We start from the raw sequence: 17,629 nt of genomic DNA, 5'->3' as shown, positions 1-17,629 counted from the left end.
TCAGCCGTCGAGGCTCCGGGACAGGCGGCGGGGCAGGCCGGTGTTGCGGGGCCGGCCCACCCGGTGGACGGCCAGCTCCAGCGCCTCGCGCTGCCCCACCAGCACGACCCACGCCTTGGCCCGGGTCACCAGCGTGTACAGCAGCTTGCGCCGCAACATGATCCCGCCCGCCTCGGCCACGATCGGCGCCACCACGAACGGGTACTCGCTGCCCTGCGAGCGGTGCACGCTGATGGCGTAGGCGTGGGTGAGGTCGTCGAGCTCGCCGAACCCGTACTGGACGGTCTCGCCGTCGTCGGTGCGGAGCTCGATCACGCGGTCCTGCGGCAGCACGGCGGTGACCTTGGCGGTCTCCCCGTTGAAGACGCCCTTGTCGTAGTTGTTGCGGATGGGCATGACCCGGTCGCCCACCCGGAACACCGACGCCCCCGACCAGTGCTCGGGCTTGTCGTCGGCCGCGGGGTTGAGGCGGTCCTGCAGCAGCCGGCCCAGCGTGACCGAGCCCGTCTCGCCCTTGCGCATCGGGCACAGCACCTGCACCTGCTCGGGCGGGACGCCCTGCTTGCGGGGGATCGCCTCCATGGCCAGATGGGCCACCCGCTCGGCCACCCGCGCCGGATCGTCGAGCTCCTCGAACCAGAACCCGCCGCGCCCCGGAGTGGCCGGCACGCGGCCGGCCCGGATGAGGTGGGCGGCCTCGACGATGCCGCTGCCGCCCGCCTGCCGGAAGACGTGGGTGAGCCGCACCCGCGGGATCGCCTCCACCCGCAGCAGGTCGGCCAGCACGTCGCCGGCGCCGATGCTGGGAAGCTGGTCGCTGTCGCCGATGAGCAGCAGGTGGCTGCCCGGCTGGACGGCCGCCGTGAGCCGGGTGGCGAGGTGGAGGTCGAGCATCGACGCCTCGTCGACCACGATCAGGTCGGCCTGCGCGGGCGCCTCCTCGAACAGCGTGGAGGGATCGGGGTCGGGCTGGTGGGCGAGCATGCGGTGGATGGTCATGGCGGGCATGCCGGTCAGCTCCGACAGGCGTTTGGCCGCCTTGCCGGTGGGGGCCGTGAGCGTGACCGTGCCGCCCGACGCCTTCACCGTGGCGGCCACGGCCCTGACCGTGTGGCTCTTGCCGCAGCCGGGCCCGCCGGTGATGATCGAGACCGTGCAGGTCAGCGCCATGTTGACGGCCGCGCGCTGGTCGTCGTGGAGGGTCTCGTCCTCGCGGAAGGAGCGCAGCGGCAGCGTGGAGCGGGCCCGCAGGAGCCGGGTGAGCTGCTCGGTGAGCTGCCGCTCGCGGGCGTGCACGTGTTTGGCGTAGGCCACCGCCCGCCCCGGCTGCTCGTCGTCGGCCTCGACCACCACCCGCCGCTCGGCCACCAGCGCGTCGATCATCGGCGCGACCGCCTCGGGGTCGAGCTCGATCAGCTCGGCCGCCCGCGCCACCAGATGGGGCACCGGCACGAAGCAGTGGCCGTCGCGCACCGCCGCCGACTCCAGCCGGTCGAGCAGCGCCGCCTTGATCCGCTGCGGGCTGCGCTCGGGCACCCCCCGCTGCAGCGCGATGCGGTCGGCGACGCGGAAGGCGATGCCCCTGACCCGGCCGATCAGCCGGTAGGGGTCGGTGGCCAGGACCTCCTCGGCCTCGCCGCCGAACACCTGGTGAATCTTGGCCGCCAGCAGCGGGCTGACGCCCAGCCCCTGCAACGTCACCATCAGCGCGGCGACGGCCTTCTGCTCCTGCCACGCCTGGACGATCTGCGCCTGCCGCAGCGGCCCGATGTTGACGACCTCGGTCAGCCGCCCCGGCTCGGCGTCGATGACCTTGAGCGTCTCCTCGCCGAAGTGGTCGACGATCGCGTACGCCAGCCGCGGCCCGATGCCCCGGATCAGCCCCGACCCGAGGTAGACGCGGATCGCCCGGACCGTGGCGGGCACCACCCGCTCGCACCCGGCCACGGCGAACCGCCTGCCGTGGCGCGCGTGGTGGCTCCAGTCGCCGGTCAGCCGGAGCGTCTCGCCCGGCTGCGCGCCCGACAGCGCCCGGCCGGTGGCCACGAAGTCGGGCACGCCCTCGGCGCTCATGCGCGCGACGGTGTATTCGTCGTCCCTGACGTAGACGAGCTGCTCGACCGAGGCCTCCACAGCAGCGATCAAACCATCCGCCACCGACAGTCCGTCACATGGCGCTGGGATAGGTCTCCGGCTCGACGTCGTCCCACGGCTCGGCGTGCAGCGGGTGCAGGGCCTCGGTGACGTCCAGCCAGATGAAGGCGTCGTAGCGGTCGCCGAGCGCGGTGGGCACGTAGTTGCCCCACTTCTCGCGCTCGGGCCGGTAGACGACGCCGATCGCGCGGTGGTCCAGCGGCTCGTCGAACCAGCGCGGACGGGGCCGCCGCGGCGTCACGAACAGGGCGCGCTCGCCTCCGAGGGCGTCGTGCAGCAGCGCCTCCAGCGAGCCGGGCCGGGCCGGCGGGACCGGCATGACGTGCGCCCGCGTGCCCCAGCTCGCCCCGGCCACGACCGTCCCCCGGTAGCCGCCGAAGCCGACCAGGACGACGTCCTCGCCGTGCCGCTCGCGGGCCAGCTGCCCGAGGTTGGTCATGCCGGCGGCGGCCATGTCGGTGGCGCGGGCGTCGCCGACGTGCGTGTTGTGCGCCCACACCACGCCCTTGGCGCCGTAGAAGGCGGTCAGGCGGTCCAGGGTGTCGGCCATGTGGACGTCCCTGACGTTCCACGAATCGGGGCCGCCGCCGACCATGGTCCGGTAGTAGTTCTCGGCCCCGGCCACGACCTCGGCGTTCTGCCGGGCCTCGAAGCCGTCCTCGTCGGCGGGCGCGGCCGCCACGACCGCCCTGAGCAGCTCCACGACCTCGGTCTCGCAGGAGTCGGGGACCAGGCGGGTCTCCAGGCCGTACCGCTGCGGGTCGTGGCCGTAGGACTCGAAGCAGTACAGGGCCTCCATCACCGTGCCGAGCTGGTCGGGCAGGTGGTCGGCGGCGTAGCGGCGGACCGCGCGCAGGGACTCCCAGAGGCTGTAGACGTCCAGGCCGTGGAAGCCGACGCGCTCCGGCGGCGGCAGGGCCGAGTTCCAGCGCCGGAGCCAGCGGCAGAACTCGGCGACCTCCTCGTTGGCCCACATGAACGCGGGCCAGCGCTGGTAGGCGTACAGGGCGTCGAAGGGGTCCTCGCCGTCGCGGGTGACCGCGCGGTGGACGCGCTCGCAGTCGGGCCAGTCGCCCTCGACGGCGACGAACCCGAAGCCCTTCTCGGCGATCAGGCGGCGGGTGAGCGCGGCCCGCCAGGTGTAGAAGTCGTGGGTGCCGTGACTGGCCTCGCCGATCAGCACGAGACCGGCCTCGCCGACGCGGTCGAGCAGCGGGTCGAGGTCCTGTTCGCCCGACAGCCGCAGCGCCGAGCGGGTGACGTCATCCATAGCCGTTCTCCTCTGCCGGCCGGAAGACGCCCAGGCATTCGCGGGCGAGCTGGAGCTCCTCGCGCACCTGGACGACCAGGACGGGCACGGCGGCGCCCGGCCCGCTGACCGGGCCGTCGTCGTGCCGGTTGCCGGACTCGGGCGGCTCGACGCCGAGCAGCCCGAGACGGCGGCAGACCGCCTCGCGCACCTCGGGCTGGTCCCAGCCGATCTCGCCGGTGAACACCAGCGCGTCGATCCTGGACAGCGACGTGGCGGCGGCGGCGATCTCCCGGCTCACGCGGTGGCAGAACACCTCCAGGGCCAGGGCGGCCTCGGCGTCGCCGGCGCGTTCGGCCTCGACCAGCTCGCGGGTGTCGCCCGAGCGGCCGCCGGACAGCCCGAGCAGCCCGGAGCGGCGTTGCAGGCCCTCGTCCAGCTCGCCGGCCGACAGGTGGCCCTGCGACAGCAGCCACATCAGCATCCCGGGATCGACGCTGCCCGAACGCCTGCTCATCGGGACGCCGTCCAGCGGGGTGAACCCCATCGAGGTGTCCAGGCTGCGCCCGCCCGACACCGCGCACACCGACGAGCCGCCGCCCAGGTGGGTCAGCACCAGCTCCAGGTCGGCGAGCGGCCGGCCGAGCAGCTCGGCCACCCGGTCGGCGGTCCAGGCGTAGGACAGGCCGTGGAAGCCGTAGCGGCGCAGGCCGTACCGGTCGCGCCACTCGCGCGGCAGGGCGTAGACGGCGGCGGCGTCGGGCAGGCCGGCGTGGAAGGCCGTGTCGGGGCAGAGCACGTGCGGCACGGCGGGAAGCTGCTCGCGGGCCGCCTCCAGCAGCGCCAGCGCGGGCGGCAGGTGCAGCGGCGCCAGGCTCACGACGCCGCGCAGCGCCTCGACGGTCTCGTCGTCGGCGACCGTGGGCGCGCGGACGACGTCGCCGCCGTGCACCAGCCGGTGCGCCACCGCGCGGATGTCGCGGTCGAAGTGACCGCCCAGGAACGCCGCCAGCTCCTCGCGCGCCGAGCCGGGGTCGGCGGCCCGCTCGGCGTGCGCGCTGTCCAGCACGCAGCCGCCCTGCACGAGGTCGAGGCGCAGGCTCGACGAGCCCGCGTTGACGGTGAGCACCGCCTCGGACTCCGCCACCTGCTCGTCGAACGATCGCCCCATGCACCCCTCCGCGGCCCGATCCTCTCCCCGGCTACCCGCCGCCCGCGGCCCGACACCTGGACTCCGTCACCTTTACCCCGAGATGTCCGAGCCCGTGGTTGCCTCCGGCGGTGGCCGGGTAGGCGAGCGCCTATGGACATCACCCTGCAGGTGAACGGCGTGCCGCACACCGTGGCCGTCGACCCCAGGATCTCCTTGCTCGACCTGCTGCGCGAACGGCTCGGCCTGACCGGCTCCAAGAAGGGCTGCGACCACGGCCAGTGCGGCGCGTGCACGGTGCTCATCGACGGCCGCCGGGCCAACTCCTGCCTGGCGCTGGCCGTGGCCGTGGACGGCAGCGAGATCGTCACCGTCGAGGGGCTGGCCTCGGGCGAGCAACTGCATCCGCTGCAGGCCGCGTTCATCGAGCACGACGCCTTCCAGTGCGGCTACTGCACGCCCGGCCAGCTCTGCTCGGCGGTCGGCATGCTGGGCGAGCCAGGGCCGAGCGCCGTCACCGCCGACCTCCTCCTCGACCCGGCCCTGACGCCCGAGGAGATCAAGGAACGCATGAGCGGCAACCTGTGCCGGTGCGGCGCCTATCCCGGCATCGTGGCCGCGATCGGCGAGGTGGCCCGGTGAAGCCGTTCGACTACGTCCGCGCCCAGAGCCCGTCGGACGCGGTCGGCCGGTACGGCCCCGGCACGATGTACCTGGGCGGCGGCACCAACCTGGTCGACCTCATGCGCCTCGGCGTGGCCGCCCCCGACCACCTCGTGGACGTCAGCCGCCTGCCGCTGGACGCCGTCGAACCCGTACGCGACCGGCTGCGGATCGGCGCGGCCGTCCGCAACAGCGACCTGGCGGCCGACCCGCTCGTCCGCGCCCGCTACCCGATGCTCGCCAGGGCCGTGCTGACCGGCGCCTCCGGCCAGGTCAGGAACATGGCCACGGTGGCCGGCAACCTGCTGCAACGCACCCGCTGCCCCTACTTCCAGGACGTCACCAGGCCGTGCAACAAGCGCGAGCCCGGCACCGGCTGCCCCGCGATCGAGGGCGACCACGGCAACCTGGCCGTGCTCGGCGCCTCCGACGCCTGCGTGGCCACCCACCCCTCGGACATGGCCGTGGCGCTGGCCGCGCTCGACGCCGAGGTGCACGTCACCGGCCCGGCCGGCGACCGGATCATCCCCATGCCCGGCCTGCACCGCCTGCCCGGCGACGCGCCCGAGCGCGACACCGTGCTCGAACCCGGCATGCTGATCACCGCCGTCGAGCTGCCCGCGCCGCCGCCGGGCGCCTCCCTCTACCGCAAGGTGCGCGAGCGGGCCTCGTTCGCGTTCGCGCTGGTGTCCGTCGCCGCCGTGCTCGACGTGCGCTGGGACGGCGTGGTGACCGGCTGCCGCATCGCGCTCGGCGGCGTGGCCCACGCGCCCTGGCGGGCCGAACGCGCCGAACGGGCGCTCATCGGCGGCCCCGCCACGGGGGAGGCGTACCTGCGGGCCGCCGAGGCCGAGCTCGACCAGGCCCGCCCGCTGCCGCGCAACGCGTACAAGCTGCCGCTGGCGCGCAACCTGATCGTCCGCACGCTGGAGGAGCTGACGCCGTGAACCGCATCGAGGGGCGCGTCAAGGTCACCGGGCTGGCCACGTACGCCGCCGAGTACCCGGTCGAGGGCGTCGCCCACTGCTACCCGGTGCAGTCCACGATCGCCAGGGGCCGGGTGACCGGAGTGGAGACCGGGCCGGCGCTGGCCATGCCGGGCGTGCTCGCCGTGCTGTCCGTCGAGGACCCGCCCGACCTGGCCGAGGACGCCGACCCCGAACTGGCGCTGTTCCGCTCCCGGGATGTCGTCTACCGGGGCCAGCTCGTGGCCGCCGTCGTCGCCGGCACCTACGACCAGGCCCGCGCCGCCGCCGACGCCGTCCGCGTCGCCTACCAGGCGCAGGCTCACGACGTGCGGCTGCGCGCCGACCACCCGGACCTCTACCGGCCCGAGAAGGTCAACCCGAACCTGCCGCCCGACACCGAGAAGGGCGACGTGGAGGCCGGGCTGGCCGCCGCCGCGTCGGCCGTGGACGTGACGTACACGACGCCGCCCCTGCACAACAACGCGATGGAGCCGCACGCCGCGGTGGCCGTGTGGGCCGACGACGGCCGGCTGCTGGTCTACGACTCGACCCAGGGCGCCAGCGGCGACCGGGACAGCATCGCCAAGACCCTCGGCCTGCCCGCCGGGCAGGTGCGCGTGGTGTCCAGGCACGTCGGCGGCGGCTTCGGGTCCAAGGGCACCACCAGGCCGAACGCCGTGCTCGCCGCCCTGGCCGCGCGGGCCGCCGGCCGTCCGGTCAAGGTCGTCTTCACCCGGCAGCAGATGTTCGACCTGACCGGCTACCGCACCCCCACCGTCCAGCGGCTGCGGCTCGGCGCCGACGCCGACGGCCGGCTCACCGCGGTCGAGCACACGGCGTACGTGCAGTCCAGCAGGATCGTCGAGTTCGCCGAGCAGGCCGCCACCCCGGGCCGCGTCATGTACGCCACGCCCGCGCTGCGCACCGCGCACCGGCTCGTCCGCCTCGACGTCGCCACCCCGTCCTGGATGCGCGCCCCCGGCGAGTGCCCCGGCATGTACGCCCTGGAGTCGGCGATGGACGAGCTGGCCGAGGCGGCCGGGATCGACCCCGTCGAACTGCGCATCCGCAACGAGCCCACGACCGAGCCGGACGGCGGCCTGCCCTTCAGCTCCCGCAGCCTGGTGACCTGCCTGCGCGAGGGCGCCCGCCGCTTCGGCTGGGACCGCCGCGACCCGCAGCCCGGCGTCCGGCGCGAGGGGGAGTGGCTGGTCGGCACCGGCGTGGCCGCCTCCACCTACCCGGCCAGGCGCGGCCCGTCGCAGGCCACCGCGACCGTGCGCGACGGCGACTTCGTCATCCGGGTGGCCGCCGCCGACATCGGCACCGGCGCCCGGACCGTGCTCACCAGGATCGCGGCCGACTGCCTCGGCGTCGCCCCCGGCCGGGTGCACGTCGAGCTCGGCGACAGCGACCTGCCCACCGCCCCCGTCGCGGGCGGCTCGATGGGCACGGCGTCGTGGGGCTCGGCCGTCGTACGGGCCTGCGAGGCGCTGCGGGCCGACGGCGGCGAGGGGTCGGCCGACACCACCGAGGAGGTCAAGGCCGACGAGGAGCTGGCCAGGCACGCCTTCGGCGCCCAGTTCGCCGAGGTCAGGGTCAGCTCCGTGACGGGCGAGATCCGCCTGTCGCGCCTGCTCGGCGTGTTCGCCGCCGGCCGCATCCTGGACGCCAGGCTGGCCAGGTCGCAGTTCGTCGGCGGAATGACCATGGGCATGGGGATGGCGCTGATGGAGGAGACGCTGACCGACGACGAGTTCGGCGGCTTCCTGCACCGCGACCTGGCCCAGTACCACGTGCCGGCCTGCGCCGACGTGCCGGCGATCGAGGCCGTCTGGATCGACGAGCAGGACGGCCTGCTCAACCCGATGGGCTCCAAGGGCATCGGCGAGATCGGCATCGTCGGCACCGCCGCCGCGATCGGCAACGCCGTTCACCACGCCACCGGCCGGCGGGTGCGCGACCTGCCCATCACGCCGGCCAAGATCCTCGCCTGACCTAGGAAATCCATGTTTCGACCGGCCTCCGCCAAGGAAGAGAGGAACATCCAACAAGGAGGCCGAGTGAAGAACGAGTCGCACGAGGAACGCGCCGACCGGAACTTCGTCGAGCTGCTGCAGGGCGCCCGCGTCGCGGTGACCGGCGTGCAGGTGCTGTTCGCGTTCCTGCTGACCGTCCCCTTCTCGCCCGGCTTCGTCAAGCTGGACCAGACCGACCGCTGGCTCTACTTCGCCGCGCTGGTCAGCGCCGCCGTCGCGTCGATCTGCTACATCGCGCCGACCGCCCAGCACCGCGTGCTGTTCCGGCAGGGCCACAAGGAGACCCTGGTACGCCGGTCCAACACCTACGGCCTGTTAGGAGCGCTCGCCCTGGTGGTGTCGATGACCACGGCCACCATGCTGGTGATCGACTACCTGTTCCACTCCACCCTGGCCTGGATCACCGCCGGCATCCTGGCCGGGCTGGCCGCCTGGACCTGGTTCGGCCAGCCCGCCCTCGACCGCAAGGGCGATCAGTCCTCCTCCGAGGGCGGCATCTCGGTCTCGTCCCGCGACGACTGACGCGAGTGGGCCGCCCGCCCCACCATGTACGCCGCCACCGACACCGTGATCACCTGCGAGGCCCCCACGATCAGCAGCGGCCCGGCGTTCCACCAGGTGGGCCGGTGCAGCCACATCGCGGCCAGCACCAGCAGCACGCCGAGCACCTGCGGCTTGGTGCCGGCGTGCATCCGGTCGAGCGTCGTGCGGAAGCGCACCAGCCCGGCGCCCGCCGACAACGCCAGCACGGCCCCGAGCACCAGGCAGACCGCCGCCGCCACATCCATCGGGCTCACCCCGACCGTCCAGGGAAGAACCGGGCCAGCGACACCGACCCGACGAACCCCAGCAGCGACAGCACCTGGAGCACCGGCAGGTCGGAGTAGTCGTCCCTGACCACCGCGAACAGCCCGACCGCGCACATCGCCAGCGACGTCAGCACGTCGAGGGCGACCGCGCGGTCCAGCATCGACGGCCCGCGCCCCACCCGCCACAACGCGGCCGCCGCCCCGCCGCCCAGCAGCGCGATCGTCACCAGGTACACCACGCTCACCGCAGCTCCTCCCGGTCCGCGCGGGTGCCGAACGCGGCCACGATGCGCGACTCCAGCCCGGCCAGGTCCCTGCGGACCGCGTCCGGGACGCCCTCGCCGGCCAGCCCCAGCACGTGCAGCATCAGCTCTCTCCTGTCCAGGTACGCCTCCACCACCAGGCTCCCCGGCATCGTGGACAACGCCACCATGATCATCACGGTCATCGACTCCGACGACGTGCGCAGCCGCACCGGGACGAGCTGCGTGGGCGGATCGCCGGGCCGCACCACCCACGCCACCACCCGCACGGTCGAGAGCAGCATGTCCCACCCGAACCACAGCAGGAACCGCGCCAGCGGCAGCGGCCGCACCCTGATCCCCGGGTCCAGGACGGGCAGCGGCAGCAGCCACGTCACCACCAGCGCGGTCGCCAGGCCGCCCAGCACGTTCCCCGCCGACAGCTCGCCCCACAGCGTCACCCACACCAGCGTCAGCCACGCCGCCAGCGGCAGCGGCACCCGCCGGCCGAACAGCCGCGGCGCGAGCAGGCCGCCGCTCACCGCCGCGTCCCCAGCACCGCGGTGACGTACGTCTGCCGCTCGCTCAGCTCCATGGCCACCCGCTGCGTCAGCGCCGCCAGCGGCCCGGCCAGCACCGTGAACGACAGCCCCATCGCCACCAGCGCCGCCGTCGCGCCCAGCAGCACGGGCGGCAGCGCCGTCGTCGTCACCACCGGCTCCTCACCCGTCGCCTCCTCGCTCTCCATCACCTGGCCCAGCCGCTCCTCGCGCGGCGCGCGCCAGAACGCCTTGCCCCACGTCTTGGCGATCGCGTACAGCGTCAGCAGGCTCGTCAGCAGCCCGCCGGCCACCAGCACGAGCGCCGCCGGGCCGCCCTTGTCCAGGCCCGCCTGCACCAGCAGCAGCTTGCCCAGGAACCCCGACATCGGCGGGATGCCCGACAGGTTCATGGCGGGCACGAAGAACAGCACGCCCAGCACCGGCGCGGTCCTCATCAGCCCGCCCAGCCGGTTGACCGACGTGGTGCCGGTGCGCCGCTCGATCAGCCCCGTCACCAGGAACAGGCTCGTCTGCACGGTGATGTGGTGGACGATGTAGAACACCGCGCCCGCCAGGCCCGCCACCGTCGACAGCGCCACCCCGAACACCATGTAGCCGATGTGGCTGACCAGCGTGAAGGACAACATCCGCTTGATGTCGGTCTGCGCCACCGCGCCCAGCACGCCGGCCAGCATCGTGGCCAGCGCCACCGCCATCAGCAGCGTCGAGACCGGCCCGCCGGGGAACAGCAGCGCCTCCAGCCGGATGATCGCGTACACGCCGACCTTCGTGAGCAGCCCGGCGAACACGGCCGTGGCCGGCGCGGGCGCGGTCGGGTAGGAGTCGGGCAGCCATGCCGACACCGGGAAGATCGCCGCCTTGATCGCGAACGCCAGCAGCAGCGTCAGCTCGACCAGCAGCTTGACCTGCTCGGGCAGCGTGCCGAAACGCTCGGCGAGCTGCGCCATCGACAACGTGCCCGTCGCGCCGTAGGTCACCGCCAGCGCGATCAGGAACAGCATCGACGACGCCAGCGCCATCAGCGTGTACGTGGCCCCCGCCCGCATCCTGGACTCGGTCCCGCCGAAGGTCAGCAGCACGTACGAGCCGCTCAGCAGCATCTCGAACGCGACGAACAGGTTGAACAGGTCGCCGGACAGGAACGCGTCCGCCACGCCCGCCACCATGACCAGGAACGCCGGATGGAAGATCGCCATCGGCGCGTCGTGCTCGGCCTCGTCGTAGGCGCTGGCGATCGAGTACACCATCACGCAGAGCGTCACCGCCGACGACACCACCAGCACCAGCGTCGAGAGCCGGTCGGCCACCAGGCAGATGCCGACCGGCGAGGCCCAGCCGCCCAGCTCGGTCACCAGGGGGCCGTGCGTGTCGGCCTGCACGAGCAGCAGCACCGACACCGCCAGCGAGATGCCCAGCGTGGTGAGGCTGATGGCCGACTGCAGGTGCCGCAGCCGCCCGCCGATCGCCAGCTTGATCCCGGCCGCCAGCAGCGGCAGCAGCACCGGCACGCACACCAGCTCGCGCAGCTCGACCAGGTCACCCACGGGCGCCGCCCCTGCCTGCCACTAGTCGTCGCCCTCCAGCTCGGGGTCGTTGGCGAGCGCCTGGCGGGCCCGCTCCTCGCGGATGGCCGAGCGCATCTGCCTGCGGGCGTCGCGCTGCCTGGCCTTGATCCGCTGGCGCAGCTCCCGCTCGCCGGCCGCCTGCTCGGCCCGCCGCCGGGTGTGCTCGCGGCGCAGCTCGTCGATGCGCTCGGCGTTGTCGCCGGCCGTGGCCTCCTCGTCCGGCAGGTCCCGCTGCCCGGCCTCCTCGAAGCCGCGTTGCAGCTCCTCCTCCGACAGCCCCTCGGCCATCCGGGTGCGCATCCACTCCTCCAGCTCGGTGTGCACGCGGGCGATCCGCCGTTCCAGGTCGGCCTCCTGCAGCCGCTCCCGCTCGGCCTGCTCGGCCTCCAGCCGGGCCAGCTCCGCCCGCTGCTCCACGACCAGCCGCCGGTAGGCGTCCTGCCGGGTGCGCAGGGCGTGGCTGAGCTCGCCGCGCCTGGCCCGCAGCCGCACGCGCCGGTCCTCGGTGTCGTCCTGGACCTCGTCGCTGCCGGTGAGCTGCCACGACCGGTGCACCATGGCCAGCACGAACGCCGTCACGCCCAGGGTGATCACGATGGCGGTGAGCACCATCGCCTGCGGCAGCGGATCGGCCATGTCCGCCACCGGCGCGCTGCCGAGGAGGGGCGGCCCGCCGGCGTTCCCGCCCGCGGTGACGATCAGCAGGTTCACGCCGTTGCCCAGCACCACCACCCCGGCCAGCACCCGCACCAGGCTCCGCTCCAGCAGCAGCGTCACGCCGGCCGTGATCATCACGCAGCAGCACAGGAACGGCGCCAGGGAGATCGTCACGCGCTCTCCTCCGCCTCGATCTGCCGGTCCAGCTCGGCGCCGAGGCCGCGCAGCACGTCCTGGACCATGCCGGTGACCGAGACGTACACGCCGAGGTCGAACAGCAGGCCCGTGGACACGTGCAGGCCGCCGACCAGCGGCAGGTGCACGTCGCCCGCCAGCATGTCCAGCGCCGCCCGCCCGAACAGCAGCCCGGCCAGCGCCGTGCCGGTCGACAGGGTCAGCCCGGCGCCCATCAGCACGCCCGCGTGCACCGGGACCGCCGCGGCCAGCTCGTACCGGCCGCCGGCCAGGTAGCGCACGGTGATCGCCAGCCCGGCCACGATGCCGCCGGCGAACCCGCCGCCGACCCCGCTGTGCCCGACGAACAGCAGGAACACCGAGAGCACGAGCACCGTGTGGAAGGTCAGCCGGGCCGCCACCTCGAAGGCCACGGCCCGCTGGCCGCGCGGCAGCGTCGAGGACAGCCAGTGCGTGCGCTCGGCGGGCACCCGGCCGCGGTCGTCCCGCTCGATCTCGTACGTCCTGCGCCGCAGGAACACCAGGCTCGTCACGCCCAGCGTCAGCACGACCAGGACCGTGCTCTCGCCCATCGTGTCCCAGGCCCGGATGTCCAGGATGATCGCGCTGACGATGTTGCGCGCCCCCGCCTCGCGCGCCGCGGCCGGCATCAGCGACCCGACGGCCCAGGTGCTGCGCGCGCTGGTGGCCAGCATGCCCGCCCCGGTCACCACCACCCCCACGGCCAGCCCGAGCCCGAACCGGAACAGGCGCGGCAGCCGGGCCCTGACCGGGGTCACCGGCAGCCGCCGCAGCACCAGCGCGAACACCACCAGGGCCAGCGTCTCGGCCAGGAACTGGGTCAGCGCCAGGTCGGGCGAGCCGTGCGCGAGGAACAGCAGCGCGGTGCCGTACCCGATGACGCCGACGACCACGGCCAGCAGGATGTAGGCGCGGGCGAACAGCGCCAGCGCCGCCGCCGCGGTGATCAGGACCGCCAGCACCGGCTGCTCCACGCGCTCCCAGGCGACGACCGGCACGTCCAGGTGCGGCACGCCGCCGTAGGCCACGGCGAACACGCCCACGCCGGTCGTGGCGGCCAGCGTGAGCAGCAGGTAGTCGGGCAGCGAACCCCGCTGGACGAAGCCCGTGGCCTGGACGGCGAACCGGTCCAGCCGCCGGACGAGCGCCCAGAAGATCTGCGTCGAGTCCAGCACGTGCAGCGCCGCGCCCGCCCTGGCCACCGGCTCCCTGGCCAGGAACAGCAGCGCCCCGGCCGCCAGCGCCACGCCCGACAGCAGCAGCGCGGGGGACGGGCCGGCCCACATCGCCAGGTGCGTGGCGTGGCCGGGGTCGCGGAAGGTGCCGGTGTAGCCCGACATCGCGCCGCCGTACCAGGAGGCGAAGGGCGCCAGCGCCAGGCCGAGCACCGCCAGCAGCGCGGCGGGCGCGAACATGGCCGCCGCCGTCCGGTGCGCCGGCGTGGCCGGCACGCCCGGCTTGGCGGCGAAGGCCCCCCACAGGAACCGCAGCGTGTACGCCGCCGTCAGCGCCGACCCCGCCACCACGCCCGCCAGCACGAGCGGCCGATCCAGCAGCGCCTCCAGCGCCGCCTCCTTGCCGGCGAACCCCGCGAACGGCGGCAGCCCCGCCATCGACGCCCCCGCCAGCACCGCGGCCGCGCACACCCACGGCATGGACCGGCCGACCCCGCTCAGCTCGCGCAGCTCACGGGTGCCGGTCGCGTGGTCGACGACGCCCACGACCAGGAACAGCGCGGCCTTGAACAGCGCGTGCGCGGCCAGCATGCCCACCCCGGCCAGCGCCGTGCCCCGGGTGCCCGCGCCGAACAGCGTGATCAGGAAACCGAGCTGGCTGACCGTGCCGTAGGCCAGCAGCCGTTTCAGGTCCGTCTCGCGCAGCGCCCGCCAGCCGCCCAGCAGCATCGTCAGCACGCCGAGCGGCACCGCGACCGCCCGCCACAGCGGCACGTCCCCGAACGCCGGCCCGAGCCTGGCCACCAGGTACACCCCGGCCTTGACCATGGCCGCCGCGTGCAGGTACGCCGACACCGGCGTCGGCGCCGCCATCGCGGCCGGCAGCCACGTGCTGAACGGGAAGATCGCCGACTTCGACAGCGCCCCGGCCAGCACCAGCACCAGCCCGGCGGCCAGCGGGCCCGCCTGCGGCGGCCGGGCGAGGACCCCCGACACCGCGTACGTGCCCGCCGCCTGCCCGACCACCACGAACCCGGCCAGCATCGCCAGCCCGCCCAGCGTGGTCACCGTCAGCGCCTTCATCGCGGCCCGCCGGCTCGCCCGGCTCTCCGGGTGGTAGCCGATCAGCAGGTAGGAGAAGACGGTGGTCAGCTCCCAGAAGACGTACAGCAGGAGCAGGTTGTCGGCCGTGACCAGGCCCAGCATCGACCCGGCGAAGGCGGCCATCGCGCCGCCGTAGCGGCCCAGCCCGTCGTCGCCGGCCGGGAAGTAGCGCGCGCTGTAGACCAGGACCAGCACGCCCACGCCGGTGACCAGCGCCATCATCAGCAGCGCCAGCGTGTCGGCCCGGAAGGACAGCTCCAGCCCCAGCGCGGGCGCCCAGCGGGTGTCCTCCCGCGCCGGCAGCCCCCGCACCCCCAGCCACACCGTGTACGCGAAGCCGGCGCCGGGCGCCACGGCCAGCAGCGGGAAGGAGGCCCGTCCCATGCGCCGGGCCAGCCAGGGAGCGCAGACCGCCGCGAGCGCGTGCAGGACCAGCAGCGACTCCATGGGCTCCTCGGGCGGGAATTTCCGGCTACGTCCGCCCAATCTCTCCCGCCCGGTCGTGGCCGCCGCGCAGGCGCGGCCAGGGTTGACCCGAACGTCACCAGTCCCACACCCGCCCATGAGCGGGTGCGGGACCGGGCCGGCGCCCTCAGACCTGCGCGCAGGCTCCCGGACGCGGCGCGCCGGCCGTGATCACGTACCGGTCGATCTGCCGGTCCAGGCAGGACGAGCTGCCCTTGTACGCCGTGTGCCCGTCGCCGTCGTGGGTCAGCAGCACGCCGTGCTCCAGTTGCCCGGCCAGCCGCCTGGCCAGCTCGTACGGCGTGGCCGGGTCACGCGTCGTGCCCACCACCACGATCGGCGGCGACCCGTGGGCGCGCACCTTCCTGGTGAACCGCTTCCCCTTGACCGGCCAGTACGCGCAGCGCTGCTCGGGATGGTCCAGGCAGTTGACCGCCGCCAGCGCCTCGCTGCTGTTGTCGTAGCTGCCGTCGGGACGGCGTCCGTGGTTGACGTCGGCCAGGGCGAGCATGGCCGTGCCGTCGCCCTTGAAGGCGAGGGTGAGCGCCTGGCGCAGGTAGGGCCAGCTGTCCTTGGCGTACATGGCCTGGTTGACGCCCGCGCGCAGGATGGCCTCGTTGACCTGCCTGCTGTCGCCGTCGTTGCGCAGCGGCGCCCGGTCGGCCCGCTTGTAGAGCGCCTCCAGCCGCCTGGTCGCGGCGGCGACGGTGTGCCGGGGGAACGGGCAGTCCCGGGCCCTGAAGCAGTCGCGCAGGAACGACTCGCGCGCCAGCCGGAACCCCCGCTCCTGGGCCGCGCCGAACTCGGCGAGCGTCTGGCCGGGGTCCTCGGCGCCGTCGAGCACCATGGCGCGGATCCGGGTGGGGAACAGGTCGGCGTAGCGGGCGCCCAGGTAGGTGCCGTAGGAGAAGCCGAAGTAGGTCAGCCGGGCGTCGCCCAGGGCGGCCCGCATCACGTCCAGGTCGCGGGCGACCTCGCCGGTGCCGACGTGCGCGAGCAGCTGCTTGCCGGAGTTGGTGGCGCAGCCCTGGGCGAAGATCTTCATCCATGCCTTGGCCCGCTTGACCTCGGCCGCGTTGTCGGGGGTCGGGTCGGCGGCGAAGTAGGCGTCCAGGCCGAGGGGCGACAGGCAGCGCACGGGGGCGGAGGCGCCCACGCCGCGCGGGTCGAAGCTGACCACGTCGAAGTGCTGCCGGACGGCGGCCGACATGACGGTCCTGTCGGCCTTCAGGATGGTCGTGCCGGCGCCGCCGGGACCGCCGAAGTTCAGCACGATCGAGCCGATCCGCCGGCCGGTCGCGGGCAGCCGCGCCATGGCGATCCTGATCCGCCGGCCGCCGGGCTTCGCATAGTCGAGGGGCACCGTCAACTTCGCGCACTGGAACCCGCTGCCGCACCCCGACCAGGCCAGGCGCTGACCGTAATAGGCGCTGAGCCCGCCGTCCGTGGTCGCGCCCGCGGCGCCGGACAGGCCGGCCGCGGCGATCAGACCTGCGAGTACGGGGGAAAGAATCGTGATTAAACGTCGCATAATCAAAAGTTGAAGGGGATACCTTGCGAGCCCCTTTAAGCGTGGTGGCACAGATCATCTGCAAGAAGCGCGCCGGGCTGGGTATCGAGCAGGTCATCCGCACGACTACCAGGGGGAACAGGCCGCCATGTCGCAGCAGAACCGTCCCGTCGAGGGCGAGCACAAATACGAGCAGCACGTCACCTCGACCGGCGAGCACGAGGAGCGGCCCGGCCGCAGCCTCGTCACCACCGACCACGACGTGATCCAGCAATGGGCGCAGGAGCGCGGCGCCAAGCCCGCGACCGTGCCCGGCACCGAGCACCAGGGCCGCGCGGGCGTGCTCCGCTTCGACTTCCCCGGCTACGGCGGCGGCGACCTGGCGGAGATCACCTGGGAGGAGTGGTTCGAGACCTTCGACCAGCGGAAGCTGAACTTCATCTACCAGGAGCACAAGAAGGACGGCAAGCAGAGCAACTTCTTCCGGCTGGAGAACCCGGACCGCGAGGACGCCTGAACCCCGGAGGGGCGGGCCCGCCCCCGCCCGCCCGCCGGGGCTGCGCCGCCCTCGGGCAGAGTGCCGTTCAGCCGCCTTCGGAGACCCGGCGGGTGACCTCGTCGGCCAGCCGGTCGAGGGAGCGGTCGAGCAGCTCGCGCACCTCGCCGGCCCTGGCGCCGGAGTCGGGCTCGTCGAGCAGCGACAGGTGCACGGTCACCTCGCTCGTGCCGGCCGCCGAGTCGGACACCTGCAGCCAGCCCGCGTAGTCGGGGTGGTCGCGGCCGCCCCACTCCACCCGGAGCTGGTCCTCCCGGGCGCGGAACAGCCCTTCGTGCCGCCCGCCGCCGGGCACCAGCTCGCCGCCCGCCTCGACGGTGCCCGCCCCGCCGTCGCCGACCCACAACCCCTGCGGCAGCCACCGGTCCATCAGCTCGACGTCGGACGCCACCCCGAACACGATCATGCTGTCGGCCGGCATCCCGCGCGTCGCCTCGATCTCCGCCATCACAGGCCCCCGTCCTCCCCGAATGCCGCCGTACCGGGCGCGGACCGCGCCGCCTGCCACCGGCAGCCGAACGCGGCGACCATACCCGTGGCATCT

General features: G+C 73.9%; 16 protein-coding genes. 5 read left to right on the top strand and 11 right to left on the bottom strand.

What is annotated here, in order from left to right; translation table 11 throughout:
* From ACIBQ8_RS08900 to ACIBQ8_RS08890, 3 genes are read right to left on the bottom strand one after another with little or no spacing between them, the layout of a single operon-like run.
* Positions 1-2,133 (bottom strand): ATP-dependent RecD-like DNA helicase, encoded by a 2,133-nt coding sequence (locus ACIBQ8_RS08900; protein WP_397191618.1) that lies wholly within the window; start codon positions 2,131-2,133, stop codon positions 1-3.
* A gap of 34 nt (positions 2,134-2,167) precedes the next feature.
* Positions 2,168-3,424 carry an erythromycin esterase family protein gene (locus ACIBQ8_RS08895; protein ID WP_397173581.1) on the bottom strand — a complete coding sequence of 419 codons (1,257 nt, stop codon included), beginning with the start codon at positions 3,422-3,424 and terminating at the stop codon, positions 2,168-2,170.
* Positions 3,417-4,574 (bottom strand): acetate/propionate family kinase, encoded by a 1,158-nt coding sequence (locus ACIBQ8_RS08890; RefSeq protein WP_397191617.1) that lies wholly within the window; start codon positions 4,572-4,574, stop codon positions 3,417-3,419. Before ACIBQ8_RS08890 ends, ACIBQ8_RS08895 begins: the two co-directional genes overlap by 8 nt.
* 132 nt (positions 4,575-4,706) lie before the next feature.
* Between ACIBQ8_RS08890 and ACIBQ8_RS08885 the strand changes: the two genes are divergently transcribed.
* From ACIBQ8_RS08885 to ACIBQ8_RS08870, 4 genes are all read left to right on the top strand, one after another.
* Positions 4,707-5,195: a (2Fe-2S)-binding protein gene (locus ACIBQ8_RS08885; protein ID WP_397173584.1), complete on the top strand. Its 489-nt coding sequence runs from the start codon at positions 4,707-4,709 to the stop codon at positions 5,193-5,195.
* Entirely contained in the window at positions 5,192-6,163 is a 972-nt protein-coding gene (locus ACIBQ8_RS08880) for an FAD binding domain-containing protein (protein WP_397173586.1), read from the top strand. Before ACIBQ8_RS08885 ends, ACIBQ8_RS08880 begins: the two co-directional genes overlap by 4 nt.
* Positions 6,160-8,181, top strand: coding sequence for a xanthine dehydrogenase family protein molybdopterin-binding subunit (locus tag ACIBQ8_RS08875; RefSeq protein WP_397191616.1), 2,022 nt, complete (start codon positions 6,160-6,162; stop codon positions 8,179-8,181). Before ACIBQ8_RS08880 ends, ACIBQ8_RS08875 begins: the two co-directional genes overlap by 4 nt.
* A gap of 66 nt (positions 8,182-8,247) precedes the next feature.
* On the top strand, positions 8,248-8,745 hold the full coding sequence (locus ACIBQ8_RS08870) for a DUF6328 family protein (protein WP_397173589.1): 498 nt from the start codon (positions 8,248-8,250) through the stop codon (positions 8,743-8,745).
* On the opposite strand, the gene ACIBQ8_RS08865 is transcribed toward ACIBQ8_RS08870, so the two are convergent.
* From ACIBQ8_RS08865 to ACIBQ8_RS08835, 7 genes are all read right to left on the bottom strand, one after another.
* Positions 8,697-9,011 carry a monovalent cation/H(+) antiporter subunit G gene (locus tag ACIBQ8_RS08865; RefSeq protein ID WP_358287542.1) on the bottom strand — a complete coding sequence of 105 codons (315 nt, stop codon included), beginning with the start codon at positions 9,009-9,011 and terminating at the stop codon, positions 8,697-8,699. The genes ACIBQ8_RS08870 and ACIBQ8_RS08865 overlap by 49 nt on opposite strands.
* Positions 9,012-9,016: 5 nt before the next feature.
* Complete coding sequence (locus ACIBQ8_RS08860; RefSeq protein ID WP_397173591.1) at positions 9,017-9,277, bottom strand: monovalent cation/H+ antiporter complex subunit F; 261 nt, start codon at positions 9,275-9,277, stop codon at positions 9,017-9,019.
* Positions 9,274-9,816, bottom strand: coding sequence for a Na+/H+ antiporter subunit E (locus ACIBQ8_RS08855; RefSeq protein ID WP_397173593.1), 543 nt, complete (start codon positions 9,814-9,816; stop codon positions 9,274-9,276). The genes ACIBQ8_RS08860 and ACIBQ8_RS08855 overlap by 4 nt, the downstream gene beginning before the upstream one ends.
* Positions 9,813-11,381 (bottom strand): Na+/H+ antiporter subunit D, encoded by a 1,569-nt coding sequence (locus ACIBQ8_RS08850; RefSeq protein ID WP_397191615.1) that lies wholly within the window; start codon positions 11,379-11,381, stop codon positions 9,813-9,815. Before ACIBQ8_RS08850 ends, ACIBQ8_RS08855 begins: the two co-directional genes overlap by 4 nt.
* 21 nt (positions 11,382-11,402) lie before the next feature.
* A complete protein-coding gene (locus ACIBQ8_RS08845; protein WP_397173596.1) occupies positions 11,403-12,233 on the bottom strand; it encodes a Na(+)/H(+) antiporter subunit C in 831 nt (276 codons plus the stop codon).
* Positions 12,230-15,001, bottom strand: a complete 2,772-nt coding sequence (locus tag ACIBQ8_RS08840) for a Na+/H+ antiporter subunit A (protein WP_397191614.1) — start codon at positions 14,999-15,001, stop codon at positions 12,230-12,232. Before ACIBQ8_RS08840 ends, ACIBQ8_RS08845 begins: the two co-directional genes overlap by 4 nt.
* Positions 15,002-15,146: 145 nt before the next feature.
* Entirely contained in the window at positions 15,147-16,550 is a 1,404-nt protein-coding gene (locus ACIBQ8_RS08835; protein ID WP_397191613.1) for an alpha/beta hydrolase, read from the bottom strand.
* A gap of 127 nt (positions 16,551-16,677) precedes the next feature.
* Between ACIBQ8_RS08835 and ACIBQ8_RS08830 the strand changes: the two genes are divergently transcribed.
* Complete coding sequence (locus ACIBQ8_RS08830; RefSeq protein WP_397173600.1) at positions 16,678-17,046, top strand: hypothetical protein; 369 nt, start codon at positions 16,678-16,680, stop codon at positions 17,044-17,046.
* 67 nt (positions 17,047-17,113) lie between these two features.
* Here the strand turns inward: ACIBQ8_RS08830 and ACIBQ8_RS08825 are convergent, their stop codons facing one another.
* Entirely contained in the window at positions 17,114-17,533 is a 420-nt protein-coding gene (locus tag ACIBQ8_RS08825; protein ID WP_397173602.1) for an SRPBCC family protein, read from the bottom strand.
* Between the last annotated feature and the right edge of the window lie 96 nt (positions 17,534-17,629).

This window comes from Nonomuraea sp. NPDC049646, from assembly GCF_044465525.1.
In the GTDB taxonomy this organism is placed as follows: Bacteria; Actinomycetota; Actinomycetes; order Streptosporangiales; family Streptosporangiaceae; genus Nonomuraea.
Note: the sequence above shows the minus strand (reverse complement) of the source record. Positions and strands in the feature narration are given on the sequence as shown.